The following is a 20,283-nucleotide window of genomic DNA, read 5'->3' as shown; positions in this document are numbered from 1 at the left end:
ACCGCCGCGATCTGGCACAACCGGACCACCGGCCAGCCCGTGACGAGATCCCTGATCGCCTACGACCACTGAACCAACTTCGGACTTACTCGTCTAGAGGCCTTCCGCCAACCCGCGGCGATCTTGCGCTTTCGGTGGTTCGTATGCGTGGCATGCCCCAGTTGTCGGGACAGTAAGTGCAAGATCGCGGAGGCTGGGGCGCGACACTCAGTCGATGGGGACGTCGACCGCGGCGGCGGCGCGGGCGTGGCGGGCGCTGACCACTGTCATCGCCCATCCGGCCGCGGCGAAGCCGGCGGCCGCGGCGGTGGCGATGATCGCCAGCCGCCAGGCCGACTCGGTCAGGGCGGTGCCACCCAGGTGCCCGACCAGCGCGCCGTAGGTGGCCCAGCCCAGCGCGGCGACGGCCTCGTAGATGACGAACAGGCGGTACGGGTAGCGGCTGCGCCCGGCCGAGAAGCAGGCCGCCATCCGCCCGCCGGGCACGAACCGGCAGAGCAGGATGACCAGCGGCCCAGGTTGTCGCAGCCCCTGGGTGACTCGGCTGGCCACCCGGCGGGCGCGGCTCAGCTCGGCGTGCCGGGCTGGCCGCCGATCCGGTGCGCTGCGCCCCAGCAGGTAGCAGGCCAGGTCGCCCGCGAATACGCCGAGCGCGCCGACGGCGATGGTGACCGGCAGGCTGAGCCCGCCGTAGACGGTGAGCGCACCACTGGTGATCATGACGATCTGGGTGGGGATCACCGGTACGAAGGCGTCCGCGATCAGCAGCGCGAGCAGCACCAGGTACGCCCACGTCGGCGACGCGACGTCAGTCAGAAGTTCGGGCACGCCTGCCACCTCGCCGAATGCGGCCGATTGGGTGTCTTGAGCCTGACGTCGTGTCCGGCGTCACGGTGGACGGCCCCGGCCCGTCGTGACCGTCGACACGACTGAGCCACCCAGCTACAACGAGGCCGATCGGTGCCGGGTGACGGTTTCGGAGGCTGTCCCACCCGTTCGAGGCGGGCGGCAGAACGCCGTTCGTCGGCGTACCGTTGTCGGCGCGGCCACGCCCGTCGGGTCCCCCGTTCCTGACGATTCGGCCGCCAGGGCCGCCGGCGGGTCCCGCGCCGGCGGCCCACCCCTCCGCCGCGAAATCCGGGTGCATCCCCGATGGTCGCGCGGGTACGGTCGCCACATGCGCAGCGCGGTAGTGATGACCACGACGCCGGGAATCCCCGGCGCGCTGCTCTGACGTAACCACAGTCGACCAGGCCCCGGGGCGATCCGCCCCGAGGGCAGCGCGCCGAACGGAGCTCAGGTCGCCTCCGGGTCGTACCCGATCCAGGAGCCCGACATGATCGACCACCGTAGGCTCGGCCGTGAGCTGGACCTCTTCGTCTCCGACCCGCTGGCCGGCGCCGGCCTGCCGATCTGGCTGCCCGCCGGTGCCGCCGCCCGGCATGCCGTCGAGGAGTACGTCCGGGAGTTGGAGCGCCGCTCCGGCCACCAGCACGTCTACTCGCCGCCGCTGGGCAAGCGGGAACTCTTCGAACTCTCCGGCCATCTCGGCTACTTCGCCGACGACATGTTCCCGCCGATGCGGCTCAGCGCCGACGACGAGTTCGTGCTCCGGCCGGCGCTCTGCCCGCACCACGCGCTGGTCTTCCGGGCGCGGGGTCGTTCCTACCGGGAGTTGCCGTTGCGGATCGCGGAGCTGGGCGGGATGTACCGCTCGGAGCGCTCCGGTGTGCTCGGCGGGCTGTCCCGGGTACGGGCCATCTCGCTCAACGACGCGCACACCTTCTGCGCCCCTGAGCAGGTCGGCGCGGAGGTCGTCGAGATCCTCGGGCTGATCCGTGCCGCGCACGCCGCGCTCGGCGTCCGGCCGGCCGGGTTCCGGCTGTCGCTGCGCGGGCCGGGCGGGTAGTACGTCGGCGACGACGCCCAGTGGACCCGCGCCGAGGCGTTGCTTCGGGAGGCGCTGGCCGGGATGGAGTACGTCGAGGCACCCGGAGAGGCTGCCTTCTACGGTCCGAAGATCGACATCCAGATCGTCGACGCCGCCGGCCGGGAGTCGACCATCTCCACCGTCCAACTGGACTTCGACAAGCCGGAACGGTTCGACCTGTCGTACACCGACTCGGACGGCAGCCGGCGTCGCCCGGTGATGGTGCACCGCAGCCTGGTCGGCAGCATGGAGCGGCTGTTCGCGTACCTCATCGAGGTGCACGAGGGGGCCTTTCCCGCCTGGTACGCGCCCGTCCAGTTGGTGCTGCTGCCCGTCGACGACGGCCAGGCCGACGCGGCGGCCGACCTGGCCCGACGGGCTCGCGACGCCGGCCTGCGGGTCGAGGTCGACGCCGCCGGCTCGCTGGGCGCCCGGGTACGGGACGCGGCCCGCCGCCGCGTCCCGTACCTCGGAGTGCTGGGGGCCCGGGAGGTGGCCGACGGGCACCTCGCGCTGCGCCTGCGCGGCGGCCGGGCCCTGGCTCCGATGCCCGCCGACGCGGCTCTCGCCCTGATCGGCGGGCAGGTCGACGCCCGCGCGACCGACCTGCTGCCGTCGGACTGACACGCCCACCGATCGTCTCGCGCGCACGGCCGCCCGACCTCAGACCGATGCCGGTTGGGCGGCCGGTTCCTCGTCGACCACAGCGCCGGTGAACTGGGAGCGGTAGAGCCGGTGGTACGCGCCCTGGGCGGCGAGCAACTGCTCGTGGGTGCCCTGCTCGACGATCCGGCCGTCCTCCATCATCAGGATCAGGTCGGCGTCGCGGATGGTGGACAGCCGGTGCGCGATGACGAAGCTGGTCCGGTCCGAGCGCAGCGCGGCCATCGCCCGTTGCAGCAGCACCTCGGTACGGGTGTCCACCGAGCTGGTGGCCTCGTCGAGGATCAGCAGCGACGGCTCGGCGAGGAACGCCCGCGCGATGGTGATGAGCTGCTTCTCGCCGGCGCTGACGTTGCTGCCCTCCTCGTCGATGACGGTGTCGTAACCGTCGGGCAGGCTGCGCACGAACCGGTCCACGAAGGTGGCCCGGGCGGCGGCGAGGATCTCCTCCTCGGTGGCGTCCGGCCGCCCGTAGGCGATGTTGTCCCGGATGGTGCCGCCGAACAGCCAGGTGTCCTGGAGCACCATGCCGATCCGGCCGCGCAGGTCGTCACGGCGCATCGTGGTGATGTCCACCCCGTCGAGCGTGATCCGGCCCGCGTCCAGCTCGTAGAACCGCATCACCAGGTTGACCAGGGTGGTCTTGCCGGCGCCGGTCGGGCCGACGATGGCCACCGTGTGTCCGGGCTCGGCGACCAGCGAAAGGTCGTCGATCAGCGGCTTGTCCGGCTCGTAGCGGAACGAGACGTGCTCGAACTCGACCCGACCGTGCGGGTCGGTGACCCGGGCCGGCGCGACCGGGTCGGGGGTCTGCTCGTCCGCGTCGAGCACCGCGAAGACCCGCTCGGCCGACGCCACCCCGGACTGGAGCAGGTTGGCCATCGAGGCGAGCTGGGTGAGCGGCTGGGTGAACTGGCGGGAGTACTGGATGAACGCCTGCACGTCGCCGAGGCTCATCGTGCCGGAGGCGACCCGCAGCCCACCGACCACGGCGATCGCCACGTAGCTCAGGTTTCCGATGAACATCATCGACGGCATGATGATCCCGGAGATGAACTGCGCCCCGAAGCTGGCCCGGAACAACTCCTCGTTCTTCGCGTGGAACGCGGCCTCGACCTCCCGCTGCCGGCCGAAGACCTTCACCAGCTCATGGCCGGTGTACGCCTCCTCGATCTGGCCGTTCAACTCGCCGGTGTGCGTCCACTGGGCGATGAACTGCTTCTGCGAGCGCTTGGCGATGCGTTGGGTCACCAGCACCGACAACGGCACCGCGACCAGGGCCACCAGGGCCAGCACCGGCGAGATCCAGAACATCACGGCCAGCACGCCGACGACGGTCAGCAGCGAGGTGAGCAGCTGGCTGAGGGTCTGCTGGAGGCTGGTGGAGATGTTGTCGATGTCGTTGGTGACCCGGCTGAGCAGCTCACCGCGCGGCTGCCTGTCGAAGTAGGGCAGCGGCAGCCGGTTGAGCTTCTCTTCCACCTCGGCGCGCAGCCGCAGCACCGTGCGTTGGACCACCCCGTTGAGCAGCCAACCCTGCCACCAGGACAGCAGACTCGCCGCCAGGTAGAGCCCGAGCGCCAGCAGCAGCACCCGACTCAGTGCGTGGAAGTCGATGCCCACCCCGGGCACCACGTCCATCCTGGCCAGCATGTCGGCGAAGCTGTTGTTGCCACTGGCCCGGGCCGCCGCGACGGCCTGGTCGGCGGTGGTGCCGGCCGGCAGTTGCCGGCCGATCACCCCAGTGAAGATCAGGTCGGTGGCGTGGCCGAGGATCTTCGGTCCGGCTACGCTGAACCCGACGCTCACCACGGCCAACGTGATGATCGCGGCCAGGTGCAGTCGGTGCGAGCGCAGCCGGCCGAGCAACCGCCGGGCCGACGGGCCGAAGTTCATCGACTTCTCGGCGGGCATCCCGGCGCTCATCCATCCCGGCCCGCCGCCCGGACGGCCGGGTGGCAGCCGCTTCGGCGTCGGCGCGCCACCGCCGGTCCCCGGCGCGGTCTCATCCGGCGTCCGTCCGTCGCCGGCCGGCTTCTGACTGGGTACGGCCGCGGTGCGCGGCTCGTCGCGCTCGCTCATGCCGCCACCTCCGTCGTCTGCTGCGAGGCCACGATCTCGGCGTACGTCGGGCAGGTGTCCAACAACTCCGCATGTCGTCCCACTCCGACGACCCCTCCGTTCTCCAGGACGATGATCTGATCGGCGTCGATGATCGTGGAGACCCGCTGGGCGACGATCACCACCGCCGCCTGCGCGGTGACCGGCCGCAGGGCCGCTCGCAGCCGCGCGTCGGTGCCCAGGTCGAGCGCGGAGAACGAGTCGTCGAAGAGGTAGATCTCCGGTTGCCGGACCAGGGCGCGGGCGATGGCCAGGCGCTGCCGCTGCCCACCGGAGACGGTGGTGCCGCCCTGCGCGATCGGGGCGTCCAACCCGCCGGGCATCTGGGCCACGAAGTCCCGGGCCTGGGCGATCTCCAGCGCCGACCACAGCTCCTCGTCCGTGGCGTCCGGGTTGCCGTAGCGCAGGTTGCTGGCGACGGTTCCCGTGAACAGGTACGGCCGCTGCGGCACCAGGCCGATGCGTCGCCACAGCTCGTCCGGCGCCAACTCCCGCACGTCCACCCCGTCGACCAGCACCGCGCCGTCGGTGACGTCGACCAGGCGGGGGATCAGGGACAGCAGCGTCGTCTTGCCCGCGCCGGTGCTGCCGATGATCGCCGTGGTGGTGCCCGGGGTCGCCCGGAAGGAGATGTCGCGCAGCACCGGCTCCACCGCGCCCGGGTACTGGAAGCGCACCCCGCGCAGCTCCAACTCGGCTCGGCTGGGCAGCTCGGTGACCGGCACGGTGGCCGGTACCACCGAGGAGTCGGTGTCCAGCACCTCGACGATCCGCTCGGCGCAGACCGCTGCCCTCGGCACCATCATCAGCATGAAGGTGGCCATCATGACCGCCATCAGGATCTGCATCAGGTACTGGAGGAACGCGGTGAGCGCGCCGATCTGGATCGCGCCGGCGTCCACCCGCTGTGCGCCGAACCAGAGCACGGCCACGCTGGAGACGTTCAGCACCAGCATGACCACCGGGAAGATCAACGCCAGCAACCGGCCGGTACGCAGCGCGGTCGCGGTCAGGTCGGCGTTGGCGACGGCGAAGCGGTCCGTCTCGTACGGCTCCCGGACGAACGCACGGACCACCCGGATGCCGGTGATCTGCTCCCGCAGCACCCGGTTGACAGTGTCGATGCGGGTCTGCATCAGCCGGAAGCCCGGCACCATCCGACGGATGATCGCGCCGAGGGCGATGGCCAGCACCGGGACGCTGACCAGCATCAGCCAGGAGAGCCCCACGTCCTCACGCAACGCCATGAACACGCCGCCGACGCTCATGATCGGTGCGGCGACGAGCATCGTGCAGCTCATCAGCACGAGCATCTGCACCTGCTGCACGTCGTTGGTGTTGCGAGTGATCAGCGACGGTGCTCCGAACCGGGCCACCTCGCGGGCGGAGAAACGGTTGACGTGCCCGAACAGTTCGGCGCGTACGTCACGGCCGAAGCCCATCGCGACCCGGGCACCCAGGTAGACAGCCGCGATGGAGCAGACGATCTGGATCAGGCTGACCAGCAGCATCCAGCCACCGGTGCGCACGATGTAGTCGGTGTCGCCCCGGGCCACACCCTGGTCGATGATGTCCGCGTTGAGGCTGGGCAGGTAGAGCGAGGCCATGGTGCCCACGAACTGGAGCAGCACGACCGCCAGCAACGGTCTCTGATAGGTGCGCAGTTGGCCGCGCAGAAGTCGGATCAGCACGCCGGGTCCTTCGTTTCGGTAGGGCGTCCGGTCATCCGCGGGTCGTCTCCGCTGCCGATGACCTCAAGCAGGAACTCCCGGATCACCTGGGCCTTCGCCGGGTCGGCGTCGACCGAGGTGAGGGGCCGTCCGGAGTGCATGAGCGCGTCGAGCGCGGCCACCCGTTCCCGCCCGGCGGGGGTGATGGCGAGTCGGATGCTGCGTCGGTCGTTGTCGTCGCGCTGCCGCTCGACCAGACCGTCGCGCTCAAGCGTGTCGACGATGCCGGTCAGGGTCGCCGGGCGGACGAACCCCTTCTCGGCGACCGCCCGGTGCGGCAACTCGCCGTGTCGGGCGAGCGTCATCAGGGTGATCATGCCGGCCTGGGTGAGGCCGTGCTCCTCGGCGAGGTAGCGGTTCCACCGCTGCCCGACCAGGTGCCCGGCCACCACCAGCAGCCGGCCGAGCGGCACGTCCTGGAGGGTCACGAGTTCCACGACAAGCAGGTTAGCCCCCTGATAGTCAGGGGCCAAACGAAATTGCCGCAGCGGTGGCCACGAACACGATCTGTAGGACGGTGCGCTGTGCGAGCGGGGTAACTGGGCGGCCAGCGAGAGTCAGTTCGCGGCGGGCGGCCGAGACGTTGGCCGGGTACAGGGCGAGCATGAGCAGGCCGAGCCCGGCCGCCGCGACCCGGGCGGTCGCCGGCACCAGGAGGCCGACCGCGCCGACCAGTTCCAGCACGCCGGTCACGGTGACCAGCAGGTCCGGCCGGGGCAGTCGGGGCGGGACCATCGCGATCAGGTCGGCGCGGCGCTGGCCGGCGAAGTGCGCGACGGCGGTGAGCGTGAACATCACGGCCAGCCCGACGCGCAGCGCGGGATGCCAGCCGTCCAGTGCGGAGATGCCGACCAGGCCGGCGATTCGGGCCAGCGCGGTGCCGACGATCAAGGCGATCAGGGGTGCCATCGGAAACCTCCTCCGTGAAACTTGCCAGTGACAAGATTGCGCGCCAGGCGCTCATCTTGTCAATGGCAAGATAGGATTGGCGCATGACCGACAGCCGCGCCTACCACCACGGGGATCTGCGCCGCGCCCTGCTCGCTGCGGCGCTGGAGGCCGTCGGAGAGGTCGGCGCAGCCGCGCTGAGCCTGCGCGACCTGGCCCGGCGGGCCGGTGTCTCGCACGCCGCGCCCGCACACCACTTCGGCGACAAGGCGGGCCTGCTCACCGCGCTCGCCGCGCAGGGCTTCGACCTGCTGGCCCAGACGTTGACCGAGGCGGATGACGACCTGTTGGAGGCCGGCGTCGCGTACGTCGACTTCGCTGTCACGCACCGGGCGTACTTCGAGGTGATGTTCCGCCCGGAGCTCTACCGGGCCGACGACGCCGAGCTGATCGCGGCTCGGGGCCGGGCCGGCGCCGCGCTCCGCTCCGGGGTGGCGGCGCTGCCCAGCGGCGGCGCGCCCGCCGACACCGACCGGGACTCGCTCGCGGCCTGGTCGATCGCGCACGGCTTCGCCACCCTCTGGCTGGCCGGCGCGCTGCCCGACCGCGTGGGCGACAACCCCAGCGAGGCAGCCCGCGCCGTGCTGCGCCGCCCCTCAACCTGACGCCGAGGCCCACCCGCCCACCCCGCCCAACCCCGCCCACCCCCGCCTCACCCTCCCTTGCCGTTGATCATGAAGTTATTGCCACGACACGCCGATGTGGAGGGCAATAACTTCATGATCAACAAGGGTGGACAGTGGGGTGGGTTACCAGCTGGTGGGGAGGGGCATTCCTTCGGTGAAGCCGGCGGCGCTCTGCACGCCGACGATCGCCCGCTCGTGGAACTGGGTCAGGTCCCGTGCGCCGGCGTAGGTGAAGGCGCTGCGTACCCCCGCGATGATCTCGTCGATCAGGTCCTCGACACCGGGGCGGGTCGGGTCCAGGTGCATCCGGGCCGAGGAGATGCCCTCCTCGAACACCGCCTTGCGGGCCCGGTCGTACGGGCTGTCGTCGGCAGTTCGGGCGCTGACCGCCCGAGCCGAGGCCATTCCGAAGCTCTCCTTGTACCGCCGGCCGTCCGCGTCGGTGTAGAGGTCACCGGGGGACTCGTAGGTGCCGGCGAACCAGGAGCCGATCATCACGTTCGACGCGCCGGCGGCGAGCGCGAGCGCCACGTCCCGGGGGTGCCGCACCCCGCCGTCGGCCCACACGTGCCGGCCCAGTTGGCGGGCGGCGGCGGCGCAGTCGAGCACGGCGGAGAACTGCGGTCGACCCACGCCGGTCATCATCCGGGTGGTGCACATCGCCCCCGGGCCGACGCCGACCTTGATGATGTCCGCCCCGGCCTCCACCAGGTCGCGTACGCCCTCGGCGGTGACCACGTTGCCCGCCGCCACCGGCACCCCCGGGTCCAGCTTCCGGACCGCCTGAAGTGCGGAGATCATCCGTGCCTGATGGCCGTGCGCGGTGTCCACTACCAACGTGTCCACCCCCGCCTCGAGCAGCGCCGCCGCCTTGCCGGTCACGTCCCCGTTGATCCCGACGGCCGCCGCGATCCGCAGCCGGCCCCGGTCGTCCACGGCCGGTGTGTAGAGGGTGGCGCGCAACGCGCCCTGTCGGGTCAGCACCCCGACCAGCCGACCCTCGGCGTCCACCACCGGGGCGAGTCGGCGACGGCCCGCCGAGAGCAGATCGAAACCGGTACGAGGATCCGCGTCCGCCGGAACGGTGTGCAGCTCGGTGGACATCACGTGACGCAGTTGCGCGAAGCGGTCCACGCCAGTGGTGTCCGCCTCGGTGACCACACCCATCGGCCGGCCGTCGTCGTCGACGACGATCACCGCACCGTGCGAGCGCTTGGGCAGCAGGTGGATGGCATCGCCCACGGTCTCGGTCGGGCCCAGCGTGATGGGGGTGTCGTAGACCAGGTGGCGCTGCTTGACCCAGGCGACGACGTTGGCCACCACCTCGATCGGAATGTCCTGCGGGATCACCGTGATGGCGCCCCGCCGGGCGACCGTCTCGGCCATCCGCCGTCCGGCCACCGCTGTCATGTTCGACACCACCAACGGAATCGTGGTGCCGGTGCCGTCGCCGGTGGAGAGGTCGACGTCGAGTCGGGAGCCCAGGTCGGAGCGGGCCGGCGCCATGAAGACGTCGGTATAGGTCAGGTCGTGCGCGGGAGCCGCGCCGTGAAGGAACCGCACCCGACAATCATTCCCGCTCGCGGCCAGTTCCACCGCCGGTGGTCGCGGAAAACACTCGCATCGTCGTCAGTCCCGATCGCGGTGGCGCGGCGGTGCTCGCCGCAGGAGGGGCCACGGCGAGTCCGGGTATGAACCGGTCAGCCCAGCAGGAGTGCCACGGCGAGCCCGGCCATCACGACGGCGATGACCGCGTCCAGCACCCGCCAGGCGGCGGCGCGGGCGAGCAGCGGCGCGAGGCGCTGCGCGCCGACGCCGAGCGCGGTGAACCAGACCACACTGGCCAGAACGGCGCCGGCGCCGAAGACCCACCGGTGCGCGTGTTGCTGGGCCACGCTGCCGAGGAGCAGCACGGTGTCCAGGTAGACGTGCGGGTTCAGGTAGGTGAAGGCGGCACAGGCGAGCAGGGTCGCCCCCAACGTGGCCGGCGGCCGCTCGGTGGGCAGCAGGGCGCCGGGACGCAGGGCGCGGCGGGCGGCGAGCCCCGCGTAGCAGAGCAGGAAGGCGGCTCCGCCCCAGCGGATCGCCGTCAGCAGGCCCGGTCGGCCGGTCACCAGCGAACCGACCCCGGCCACCCCCGCCATGATCAGCAGCGCGTCCGAAGCGGCGCAGGTCAGCACCACGGGTACGACGTGCTCGCGTCGCAGGCCCTGACGCAGGACGAAGGCGTTCTGAGCGCCGATGGCGACGATGAGCGCGATGGAGACCGAGAAGCCGGCGACGGCGGAGGTGAGCACGGAGTCGACGCTAGGACCGTCGACGGCCACCAGTCCAACTAAAGATTCTCACGCAACTTAAGCTCAGCTGATGGACGGTCTCGACTCGGCGCAGCTTCGGACACTCGCGGCCGTGGTGGCGGAGGGCAGCTTCGACGCAGCGGCCAGGCTGCTGCACGTCACGCCGTCGGCGGTGAGCCAACGGATCAAGGCGCTGGAGGAGACCGTCGGCCAGGTGCTGGTCCGCCGTGCCCGTCCGTGCGTGGCAACTGACGCCGGCCGCCCGCTGCTGCGCCTGGCCGGCCAGCTCGCGCTGCTCGAACGGGAGGCCCTCGCAGATGCCCGCGGCCCGCTGGCCGGCGGTGGCCGGATCCGGGTCGCCGTGGTGGTCAACGCGGACTCCCTGGCCACCTGGTTCCCCGCCGCGCTGGCCCGGTTGCCGCAGCGCGCCGGGCTCTCGTTCGACCTGCGGCAGGACGATCAGGACCACACCGCCGAGCTGCTGCGCGACGGTTCGGTGACGGCGGCGGTCACCGCCCAGCGGGAAGCCGTGCAGGGCTGCCGGGTGCTGCGACTCGGGGCCGTGCGCTACCGCGCGTTGGCCACAGCGGAATTCGCGGCGTCGCACTTCCCCGGAGGATTCACCGCCGCCGCGCTGGCGAGCACCCCGTTGTTGGTCTTCGACCGGAAGGACCGGGTCCAACATCGCTTCATCCGGGCGGTGGTCGGTCGACCGCTCGACCCGCCGGTGAACTACGTACCGTCGGTGCCGGCCTTCAGCGAGGCGATCCGGCTCGGGTTGGGTTGGGGTCTGGTGCCGGAACAGATCGCCCAGGCCGACCTGACCGCGGGTCGCTGTGTCGACCTCGCGCCGGGCCGACACCTCGACGTTCCGCTGTACTGGCAGCACTGGCGGCTGGAGTCGGACGTGCTGAACGCCCTGACCGCCGCCGTCCGCGAGGTCGCTGCCGAAACCCTGCGCTGATCGTCCGCCGGACGGCTCAGGCGATGGTGCAGATGGGAGCACCGGCGGTGATCACGGCACCGACCTCGGCGCTGAGGCCGCTGACCGTACCCGCCTTGTGCGCGTGCAGCGGCTGCTCCATCTTCATCGCCTCCAGCACCACGACCAGGTCACCCTCGGCCACCGTGTCGCCGTCCGTCACCGCGATCTTGACGATGGTGCCCTGCATCGGCGAGGTGAGCGAGTCGCCGCCGACCGGGGCACCGGCCTTGGCACCGCCACCGCGCCGGGTCGGTTTGCGAGCGGCGGGTGCCGCGGTGGTCGTACTCCCGCCGAAGCCGGCGGGGAGGCTGACCTCGATGCGCTTGCCGCCCACCTCGACCACGACGGTGTCGCGCTCGGCCGGCGCCTCGGCGGTGCCGGCGGCGGCGGTGAACGGCGGCACCGTGTTGTGGAACTCGGTCTCGATCCACCGGGTGTGCACGGTGAAGGGCTCGGCGGTGAACGCCTCGTCCCGCACGACGAGCCGGTGGAACGGCAGCGCGGTGGCCATCCCGTCGAGGACCATCTCGTCCAGCGCGCGGCGGGCGCGCTCCAGCGCCTCGGTCCGCGTCTCACCGACGATGATCACCTTGGCGAGCAGTGAGTCGAAGTTGCCGCCGATTACGTCGCCGGCCGAGATGCCGGTGTCGACCCGCACACCGGGCCCGCTGGGCAGGCGCAGCGCGGTGACCGTGCCGGGGGCGGGCAGGAAGTTGCGGCCCGGGTCCTCGCCGTTGATCCGGAACTCGATCGCGTGCCCGCGCGGCGTCGGGTCCTCCGTGATCCGCAGCTTCTCGCCGTCGGCGATCCGGAACTGTTCGCGGACCAGGTCGATGCCGGCGGTCTCCTCGGTGACCGGGTGCTCGACCTGGAGTCGGGTGTTGACCTCCAGGAAGGAGATGGTGCCGTCCACGCCGACCAGGTATTCCACGGTGCCGGCGCCGTGGTAGCCGGCTTCGCGGCAGATCGCCTTGGCGCTCTCGTGGATCTGCGCGCGCTGGGCGTCGGTGAGGAACGGCGCGGGCGCCTCCTCGACGAGCTTCTGGTGACGCCGCTGCAACGAGCAGTCCCGGGTGCCCACCACGATCACGTTGCCGTGCTGGTCGGCGAGGACCTGCGCCTCGACGTGCCGGGGTTGGTCGAGGTACCGCTCGACGAAGCACTCGCCCCGACCGAACGCCGCGACCGCCTCCCGGGTGGCCGACTCGAACAGCTGCGGGATCTCCTCCATCGTGCGGGCGACCTTGAGGCCGCGCCCGCCACCACCGAAGGCGGCCTTGATGGCGACCGGCAGGCCGTGGTCGACGGCGAAGGCCATCACCTCGTCCGGGCTGGCCACCGGGTCCGGGGTGCCGGGGACCAGCGGTGCGCCGGCCCGCTGGGCGATGTGCCGGGCGGTGACCTTGTCGCCCAGGTCACGGATCGCCTGCGGGGTGGGGCCGATCCAGGTCAGCCCGGCGTCCGTGACGGCCTGGGCGAAGTCGGCGTTCTCACTGAGGAAGCCATAACCCGGGTGTACGGCGTCGGCGCCGGCCCGAGCGGCGACGTCGAGCAGCTTGTCGATGCGCAGGTAGGTCTCGGTCGCGCTGTCCCCGCCCAGCGCGTACGCCTCGTCCGCGAGGGTGGCGTGCAGGGCGTCGCGGTCGGAGTCCGCGTACACGGCAACGCTGCCCAGGCCGGCGTCGCGGCACGCGCGGATCACCCGGACGGCGATCTCGCCGCGGTTGGCGATGAGTACCTTGCGCACCTTCGTGGCTCCTCCCGGGCAGGTTACTGACGGGGAGTGTATCGGCCGCCCACGGCGACCCTAACGATCGCTCAGTGTGGGATGGCGCACTGCACCCGCCACGGTTTAGTCAAACTTGGCTATTACGCTTATCGGGTGTCTTCGACTCGGATGATGATTCTCGGTCTGGTGCGGTGGATGCAGCCCGTGCACGGCTATGACGTGCGCCGTGAGCTGCTGAGCTGGAGCGCCGACAAGTGGGCGAACGTGCAACCCGGATCGATCTATCACGCCCTGCGCAAGCTCACCGAGGAAGGGCTGCTCCGCGCCGTCGCGACCGAGCAGGTGGGCGCCCGTCCGGCGCGGACCACGTACGAGGTGACGGTCAAGGGGGAGGACGAGTTCGAGACGCTGCTGCGCAACTCGTGGTGGACCATCAGTGAGCCCGTCGACCCGTTCGTGGCCGCCTTCTCCTTCCTGCCTGCCATGCCGCGCGCCGAGGCGGCCGCCGCCCTGCGCAACCGGGCCAACCTGCTGCGCGCCGGCGTCGAGTCCATGCGCGCCTCGCTGGAGTCGGACTGGGTCCGCAACCGCAAGCCGGTGCACGTGGCCTGGATGTTCGAGCTGTGGTCGGCGCGCGCGGAGGCAGAGATGACCTGGTGCGAGCGGATCGCGGAGCGGATCGATTCCGGAGTGTCGTACCTGCCTGCTGAGCTGGACGAAGCGCAGGGTTGGACGGGGTGGAGGGACGGCCTGGAGTCGCTCGACCCCGACGCGAAATAATCAACGTTGACTAAAAAAGTTATATCGCGTTAGCCTACTGACGGCACAGCGGGGGATTGCGCCGTCCGGCGTCGACCCACTCGACGGCCGGCCCGACCGGCCCGAACGAGCAGGAGCAGAGATGATCGAGACCAGGGGGCTGCGGAAGTCGTTCCGCTCCCGCGCGGGTCGAGAGACGAAGACGGTGGACGCCGTGCGGGGCGTCGACCTTGACGTTGCCCAGGGTGAGATCTTCGGCTTCCTCGGCCCGAACGGCGCCGGCAAGACCACCACGCTGCGGATGCTCGCCACGCTGATCGAGCCGGACGGCGGCGAGGCCACCATCGCGGGCGCCGACCTGCGCAAGGACCCGGCCGAGGTGCGCCGCCGCATCGGGTACGTCCCGCAGGGCGGCAGCACCTGGGACGAGTCCACCGCCCGCGAAGAGCTGGTGCTGCACGCCCGGATGTACGGCATCAGCAAGGCCGATGCGCAGCGGCGCGCCGCCCGCGCCCTGGACGCCTTCCAGCTCACCGAGTACGCCGACCGCAAGTGCAAGACCTACTCCGGCGGCCAGCGTCGCCGGGTGGAGATCGCCCTCGGCATCATCCACGAGCCGAAGATCGTCTTCCTGGACGAGCCGACCACCGGCCTCGACCCGCAGAGCCGCGCACATATGTGGGACGAGATCCGCCGGCTCCGCGCCGACGGCATGACCGTCTTCATCACCACCCACTACCTGGACGAGGCCGACGCGCTCTGCGACCGGATCGCGATCATGGACAACGGCGAGGTGGTGGCCGAGGGCACCCCCGCCGAGCTCAAGCGGGAGATCTCAGGCGACGTGGTGCTGGTCGGTCTCGACCTGGCCGCCACCCCGCAGGCAGCCCAGACGCTCGACGGCGAGCCGTACGTCAACAAGCTGGAGACGGTCGACGAGGGCGGCCTGCGCCTCTACGTCGACGAGGGCGCCACCGCCATCCCGCAGGTGCTGCGCCGACTCGACCACGCCGGGCTGGAGCTGCGCTCGATCGAGCTGCACCGACCCAGCCTGGACGACGTCTTCCTCACCAAGACCGGCCGCTCGCTGCGCGAGTCCTGACCCCCGGAGACGACTCTCATGAAATTCGCCCGTGACACGTGGCTGATCTTCCAGCGCCAGATCCAACTCCTGCTACGCAACCCGGTCTGGGTCTTCGTCGGCGTGTTCCAGCCGGTCATGTACCTGCTGCTCTTCGCCCCGCTGCTCAAGCCCGCACTGAACGCGCCCACCCAGGCGGCCGCCTACAAGATCTTCGTACCGGGTCTGCTGGTGCTCCTGGCCATCTTCGGTGGCCTGTTCCAGGGCTTCGGCCTGATCGCCGAGCTGCGGGCCGGCGTCATCGAACGTTCCCGGGTCACCCCGATCAGCCGGCTCGCCCTGCTGCTCGGTCGCTCGCTGCGCGACGTGGTCTCGCTCCTGGTGCAGGCCGTCATCATCACGCTCCTGGCGCTCATCTTCGACCTTCGGGTGTTCCTCGGGGACCTGCTGCTGGCGTACCTGATGCTCGCCCTGATCGCCCTCATGACCTCGGCCGTCTCCTACGGCGTCGCCCTCAAGGTCAAGAGTGAGGACGCACTCGCCCCGCTGATGAACACCGTGGCGCAGCCGGTGCTGCTGCTCTCCGGCATCCTGCTGCCGCTGACCTTCGCGCCCGGCTGGTTGCAGGGCATCGCCAACTGGAACCCGTTCTCCTGGGCGGTCGACGGCACCCGGGCGCTGTTCGCCGGTGACCTGGGCAGCGACAAGGTTTGGCAGGGCCTCAGCATCACCGCTGTCCTCGCCGCGCTGGGCGTCTACTGGGCTGCCCGCCAGTTCGCCCGCAGCGTCCGCTGACGCTGATTGTTGACATTGGGGTGTCCCCTGGATGGGGACACCCCAATAGGCGTATTCGGCGGTTGTCGCGGGTCAGCGGACCCGGGCGAGGGTCAGGCCGTCCGCGATCGCCAGCATCACCGGGTCCACCCGTACGTCCGCGAGGACCTCGTCGTTGAACGCGGCGATGGCCCGGTCATTGGCATCCTGCGGGGCGATCACCCGCCCGCCACGCAGGACGTTGTCGACGGCGATCACCCCACCCGGCCGCATCCGGGGCACCAACTCGGCCCAGTAGATCGGGTAGCCAGTCTTGTCCGCGTCGATGAACGCGAAGTCCAGGTGCCGTTCGTGCGGCAACTCCCGTAGCCCTTCCGCGGCCGGGCCGATGCGCAGGTCGATCAGATCCTGCACGCCGGCCCGCGCCCAGTAGCGCCGGGCAATGCCGGTGAACTCCTCGGAGATGTCGAAGCAGGTCAGTTGCCCACCCTCGGGCAACCCGCGGGCGATCGCCAGAGACGAGAGCCCGGTGAACGTGCCGACCTCGACGGCCTGGCGCACGCCGAGCAGCCGGGTGAGGAACGTCAGGAACGCGGCCTGCTCCGGGGCCACCTGCATGGTGGCGTGCTCGGGCAGCACCGACCGGGTCTCCTCGGCCAGGTCACGGATGATCTCGTCCGGCGGGGAGCCGTGTGCGACCAGATAGGCGTGCAGCTCGTTGGTGAGCGGGATCGACTTGATGGTCATGACCGGACGTTACCGAGCGGCTCGACCATTTGGCCGCCCGGCGCGACAGTCGTCCACAGGTCGGTGATCCGCAGATCCAGTTCGGCGAGGAGCCGGCGCAGCAGCGGCATCGACAGTCCGACCACCGTCCCCGGGTCACCCTCGATCCGTTCCACGAACGGCCCACCCAGCCCGTCGATCGTGAACGCGCCGGCCACCGCCAGCGGCTCACCGGTGGCCACGTACGCGGCGATCTCGTCGTCACTGATGTCAGCGAAGTGGACCGTCGTCGACGCGACCGCCTCCGCGCGCCGGCCCGCAGTAACGTCGACCAGGCAGTGCCCGCTGTGGAGAACGCCGGTGCGTCCCCGCATCCGCAGCCACCGCCGGGTAGCGTCCGCGGCATCCGCCGGCTTGCCGAGGATTTCCCCGTCGAAGGCGAGCACCGAGTCGCAGCCGATCACCAACGTCCGCTGATCGGTGGCCGAATTGAGCCGGGTCAACACCGCCTGTGCCTTCAGGCGAGCCAACTCCAGGCACAACTCCTCGGCCCGCTCGGTCACCACCAGGGACTCGTCCACCCCACTGACCAGCACCTCCGGCTCGACGCCGGCAGCCTGGAGCAACTTACGACGGGCAGGGCTCGCCGATGCGAGCACGAGGCGGAGCGGCGAAGTCTCAGACACCACCCCGACGTTACCGCCCAACACCCAACCAAGGCCGACACCCCGCCGCCGCGTGGCCCGCGCCCTTGATCCACTCGACCTACAGGAAAACGCGCTATCCCGTCCCCCCGGACACCGCGACTTCCTGCAACCCGAGTGGATCACCGCTTCGCCGATCGTTCAGCGACTGATTCTGGGTGGCGGATCATCACCACGTCGACGCCGCCGCGCTATCACGGCCCACCCGACCCCGGCAGCCACGAGCACCCCGAGAGTGGCCAGCCCACGCGCGGTCGCGCTGTCGCTCTCCCCACCCGGCTGAGCGCCAGCCGTCGTGGTCGGGCCAGCACCGGCCGGCGCGCTCACCGATTCAAACCCAAGCGGCGGTACGTCTGCCGTCAGCGCCGCCACAAGATCGATCACTCCATAGCCGTACTCGTCGTCACGCCCAGGAGGGCCCTTGTCGACGGCGGTAGCCGTGAGCCGGTGCGCCACCTCTCGGGCCGGCAGGTACGGGTACTTGGATCTGATCAACGCAGCCGCGCCCGCAACGATCGCCGTCGCGTCAGAGGTGCCGGTGCCTTTGCGGTACTTGCCGTCGATGCTCGTGCTGTAGATGTCGACGGCGGGCGCAACCACGTCAATCTCCGGCCCAGTGACCGAGACGGCGGCTCGCTTACCGTCTCGATCGATTCCACCCACCGCGATGACCCCATCCTCTGACGCTGGATAACCAACCGCAGAATCCTGCGGGCGGTTGCCACTGGATGCCACCACGATCACACCCGCCGCGAGTGCTGCTTTTATTGATCGCCGCAGTGGGATGCCCGCGCCTCCCACCGAGGAAACGCTGATGACATCAGCTCCATTGAGGACCGCATAATCGATCCCGGCGGCCAAGTCTCCGGCTTGTCCTTCGCCGTCGACAGGGGTATCTCGAATGGGAAGTATTCGCGCGTCTGGAGCTATTCCCAGGGCTCCTGAGTTTTCTCCTCGCCCATGTGCAGCGATTAAGCCAGCCATCCCGGTGCCATGGCTGTTCTGATCGGATTGCCCGCTGCCATCTCCGCCGGCGATGATGTCAGTACCTCTTAGAAGGTTCCTTCGGAGGTCGGGATGCGGTTGCACTCCAGTATCTGGAACTGCGACAGTTACCCCTGCTCCTCGGGCGATGCGTTGCGCGTCGGAAGCATTAAGGTAGCTAAGATGCCATTGGTCCGATCTAATTCTGTTAACTTCGCCGCCGGTGGTCGCCGGCCCCTGAGCGGCCCGGGGGGTTCTCGGGCTCCCACCGCCGGGCTCGCCACTCGCGAATTGAGCGCCTGTTCCCGCCGAAGCATGCAACGCGGACAGTGTTGCCGAAAATATAGCCGACAGTATCCGCAGGGCTCGACGGTGGCGATTCATTAGCGGTTGAAGCCGATTGCAGGGCCAGGGTCAGGCGGGTTCTGCTCCTCTGGTGGGCGAACGACAGGGTTTACCCCTTGATCGACCTCCCAGGGATGGTCGGGATCCCAGGCTCGCCGATCTGCGTTCTGTCCCCTTTGGGCCTGGTGATTAGGTGGATAGATAGCGCCCAGGCCCGAAGCCGTAGCGCCGCCCCCCTGTCCGAGGGCTCCACCCATCGGCGGAAGTTGGTGCCGGCCAGGTAAACCCCGGCCTGCGGCTGGCCGGGAACCAGCTCCACCGGTAGGCGCGGTTCCAGCCCCCCCACCACCAATTACGCCGCCAATTGGGTTAACCTTTCGTGTTGGACTGGATGAGGATACGGGATGACCTAGCCCAAGGCCAGGTGCTCCGCCGATAATTCCAGTCGGTGGCATTGGCCGCGTCGGCTGTTGCGAGGATGGGACGTTGTTGCTATTTCCGCGAACCTGCAAATTGTCGACTGCTGGCTTGCCTGCAGAAGGCGGAGTTGGGGTCTGCGGTATCGGGCCAGGTGGGAGCGGTGTCGGCGTTCCCATGCCGGGGGACGGGATCGAAGGTCCACTTCCGGGAATTCCAGGTGTCGAAGGGGGTGGCGCAGTTGTGGGGCTGGTGCCGCCAAGTATCGGTCCTACCACGGGGGCGATCGAGGCAGGTTGCGAACCACTCGCCGGGCTAGGTAGAGGTGAAGACGGGACTGCGCCGACAGTCATGGGCAGAGGCAGGACTGGCGGAATTGTTGGCGCGGACTCATAGGCGTCCGAGTTTGACGGGTCTCGCCTCGATCGTGGAGGTGCCGCAGGTGGTTTTTGGAGGGTTGCCTGAGCTTGTTGGAGTTCGCCGCTCAGGTTGAACATCATGGATCGGGCCTGCACGTTCAGCCGTTCCAGCTCCCCATCAGCAACTGGCGGCTGGGTTGCCCGGTTGCCCATCACCGCTTTCGGGTCGGCGACCATCGACTCGTACGCCTGCTTCTGCTGGAGCTTGGTCGCGTACTCCTCGTAGATCTTGTGGAGTGCGGCGCGGGTGGTGCCGATGGCCTGGGTTGCGGCGGAGAGCGCTGTGTAGTTCGCGGCGGCGGCGTCGTGGGTGCGCTGCACCTTGTCGATGAGGTCGTCGAGTTCGGCGAGGTACGTGCGGGAGGCGGCGCTGGTTTCGGGGGGCCATGCCTCGGCGAGTCCGCGTCGGTACTGCTGGAGGCGGCCGAGGTGGGTTTGCGCCAGGTCGCAGACCTTGCGCCAGCCGGCGACCTGCTTCCAGTGGTTGGCGGTGTCGTGGTCCTGGAGGCAGGCCCACATGCTGTTGACGTCCATGAGGTGCCAGTCGGTGAGGCCGGAGGTGCGGCCGGTGCCCCGTTCGATCACGGCAGGACCACCGGCCCTTCGGCGTCGGGGCTGGTCGGGTCGGTGAGGGTTGGCGTCGGACCGCCGGGGAGGATGCTGGCCGGGTTGGCGAGGGCTCGTTGCACGTCGACCACTCGGGCGGCGGTGAAGGCGTCGCTGTCGGCGTAGTGGGTGGCGACCTGATCGGCGGCGGCGGCCAGGTGGCCGGTGGCGCCTCGGACGGCGTACACCATGTCGGCGGTGGCCTGCTGCGTCTCGTGGTGGGCGTGCAGGAAGGTGACCAGCTCGATGAAGGCGTCACACGGGTTGGGCAGCTTCGCGGACATGTCTTCGGCGATGTACGACAGGTGCGGCGCGTAGTTGCTCTCGACCTCGGCGGCGAGCCGGTCGGCGAACTCTCTGAGCTGGCTGATGTCGGCTTCGATGCCGCCGTAACCGCGTAGCCAGGGTGCTGGCCGGTCCTCTTCGGGGATCATGGATC

Annotated in this window: 17 protein-coding genes and 1 pseudogene; 6 read left to right on the top strand and 12 right to left on the bottom strand. The window is 70.0% G+C overall.

The features are described from left to right. Positions 1-207: 207 nt before the first annotated feature. Positions 208-828, bottom strand: a complete 621-nt coding sequence (locus tag ACIBEF_RS03625; RefSeq protein ID WP_396790837.1) for a DedA family protein — start codon at positions 826-828, stop codon at positions 208-210. Positions 829-1,336: 508 nt separating this feature from the next. On the opposite strand from ACIBEF_RS03625, the pseudogene thrS reads away from it, so the two are divergent. Then, positions 1,337-2,554, top strand: a pseudogene (gene thrS, locus ACIBEF_RS03620) (threonine--tRNA ligase). Positions 2,555-2,593: 39 nt separating this feature from the next. Here the strand turns inward: thrS and ACIBEF_RS03615 are convergent. From ACIBEF_RS03615 to ACIBEF_RS03600, 4 genes are read right to left on the bottom strand one after another with little or no spacing between them, the layout of a single operon-like run. After that, a complete protein-coding gene (locus ACIBEF_RS03615; protein WP_396790835.1) occupies positions 2,594-4,675 on the bottom strand; it encodes an ABC transporter ATP-binding protein in 2,082 nt (693 codons plus the stop codon). Beyond that, a complete protein-coding gene (locus ACIBEF_RS03610; protein WP_357197944.1) occupies positions 4,672-6,405 on the bottom strand; it encodes an ABC transporter ATP-binding protein in 1,734 nt (577 codons plus the stop codon). Before ACIBEF_RS03610 ends, ACIBEF_RS03615 begins: the two co-directional genes overlap by 4 nt. Continuing rightward, a complete protein-coding gene (locus tag ACIBEF_RS03605) occupies positions 6,399-6,881 on the bottom strand; it encodes a MarR family transcriptional regulator (RefSeq protein WP_355009471.1) in 483 nt (160 codons plus the stop codon). Before ACIBEF_RS03605 ends, ACIBEF_RS03610 begins: the two co-directional genes overlap by 7 nt. Positions 6,882-6,906: 25 nt before the next feature. Beyond that, entirely contained in the window at positions 6,907-7,353 is a 447-nt protein-coding gene (locus ACIBEF_RS03600; RefSeq protein ID WP_396790832.1) for a DoxX family membrane protein, read from the bottom strand. An 83-nt stretch (positions 7,354-7,436) separates the two neighbouring features. On the opposite strand from ACIBEF_RS03600, the gene ACIBEF_RS03595 reads away from it, so the two are divergent. Next, a complete protein-coding gene (locus ACIBEF_RS03595; protein WP_396790830.1) occupies positions 7,437-7,997 on the top strand; it encodes a TetR/AcrR family transcriptional regulator in 561 nt (186 codons plus the stop codon). A 144-nt stretch (positions 7,998-8,141) separates the two neighbouring features. Here the strand turns inward: ACIBEF_RS03595 and ACIBEF_RS03590 are convergent, their stop codons facing one another. After that, positions 8,142-9,581, bottom strand: a complete 1,440-nt coding sequence (locus ACIBEF_RS03590) for a GuaB1 family IMP dehydrogenase-related protein (protein ID WP_357262706.1) — start codon at positions 9,579-9,581, stop codon at positions 8,142-8,144. A 137-nt stretch (positions 9,582-9,718) separates the two neighbouring features. Next, positions 9,719-10,315 (bottom strand): LysE/ArgO family amino acid transporter, encoded by a 597-nt coding sequence (locus ACIBEF_RS03585; RefSeq protein WP_396790828.1) that lies wholly within the window; start codon positions 10,313-10,315, stop codon positions 9,719-9,721. A gap of 70 nt (positions 10,316-10,385) precedes the next feature. Between ACIBEF_RS03585 and ACIBEF_RS03580 the strand changes: the two genes are divergently transcribed. Further along, positions 10,386-11,279, top strand: a complete 894-nt coding sequence (locus ACIBEF_RS03580; RefSeq protein WP_396790826.1) for a LysR family transcriptional regulator ArgP — start codon at positions 10,386-10,388, stop codon at positions 11,277-11,279. Between the two features lie 16 nt (positions 11,280-11,295). On the opposite strand, the gene ACIBEF_RS03575 is transcribed toward ACIBEF_RS03580, so the two are convergent. Beyond that, positions 11,296-13,047, bottom strand: a complete 1,752-nt coding sequence (locus tag ACIBEF_RS03575; RefSeq protein WP_396790824.1) for an acetyl/propionyl/methylcrotonyl-CoA carboxylase subunit alpha — start codon at positions 13,045-13,047, stop codon at positions 11,296-11,298. Between the two features lie 150 nt (positions 13,048-13,197). Here ACIBEF_RS03575 and ACIBEF_RS03570 point away from each other — a divergent pair, with 150 nt between their 5' ends. The 3 genes from ACIBEF_RS03570 to ACIBEF_RS03560 all read left to right on the top strand — a co-directional run bounded on the left by ACIBEF_RS03570 (position 13,198) and on the right by ACIBEF_RS03560 (position 15,664). Beyond that, a complete protein-coding gene (locus ACIBEF_RS03570; protein WP_396790859.1) occupies positions 13,198-13,809 on the top strand; it encodes a PadR family transcriptional regulator in 612 nt (203 codons plus the stop codon). Between the two features lie 121 nt (positions 13,810-13,930). Continuing rightward, on the top strand, positions 13,931-14,890 hold the full coding sequence (locus tag ACIBEF_RS03565) for an ATP-binding cassette domain-containing protein (RefSeq protein WP_396790822.1): 960 nt from the start codon (positions 13,931-13,933) through the stop codon (positions 14,888-14,890). An 18-nt stretch (positions 14,891-14,908) separates the two neighbouring features. After that, complete coding sequence (locus ACIBEF_RS03560; protein ID WP_357197966.1) at positions 14,909-15,664, top strand: ABC transporter permease; 756 nt, start codon at positions 14,909-14,911, stop codon at positions 15,662-15,664. Between the two features lie 72 nt (positions 15,665-15,736). Here the strand turns inward: ACIBEF_RS03560 and ACIBEF_RS03555 are convergent, their stop codons facing one another. The 4 genes from ACIBEF_RS03555 to ACIBEF_RS03540 form a co-directional block, all read right to left on the bottom strand. Next, a complete protein-coding gene (locus tag ACIBEF_RS03555; protein ID WP_396790819.1) occupies positions 15,737-16,390 on the bottom strand; it encodes an O-methyltransferase in 654 nt (217 codons plus the stop codon). Beyond that, complete coding sequence (locus ACIBEF_RS03550) at positions 16,387-17,055, bottom strand: Maf family protein (protein WP_396790817.1); 669 nt, start codon at positions 17,053-17,055, stop codon at positions 16,387-16,389. Before ACIBEF_RS03550 ends, ACIBEF_RS03555 begins: the two co-directional genes overlap by 4 nt. A gap of 159 nt (positions 17,056-17,214) precedes the next feature. Then, the gene (locus ACIBEF_RS03545; RefSeq protein ID WP_396790857.1) at positions 17,215-18,261 is read right to left on the bottom strand and encodes a S8 family serine peptidase; all 1,047 of its coding nucleotides are present in this window, start codon (positions 18,259-18,261) and stop codon (positions 17,215-17,217) included. 1,558 nt (positions 18,262-19,819) lie between these two features. Then, the gene (locus tag ACIBEF_RS03540; protein ID WP_396790815.1) at positions 19,820-20,278 is read right to left on the bottom strand and encodes a hypothetical protein; all 459 of its coding nucleotides are present in this window, start codon (positions 20,276-20,278) and stop codon (positions 19,820-19,822) included. Between the last annotated feature and the right edge of the window lie 5 nt (positions 20,279-20,283).

It is taken from the genome of Micromonospora sp. NPDC050795 (assembly GCF_044456785.1).
Taxonomy (GTDB): domain Bacteria; phylum Actinomycetota; class Actinomycetes; order Mycobacteriales; family Micromonosporaceae; genus Micromonospora.
This window is presented reverse-complemented; position numbering and strand designations above follow the sequence as displayed.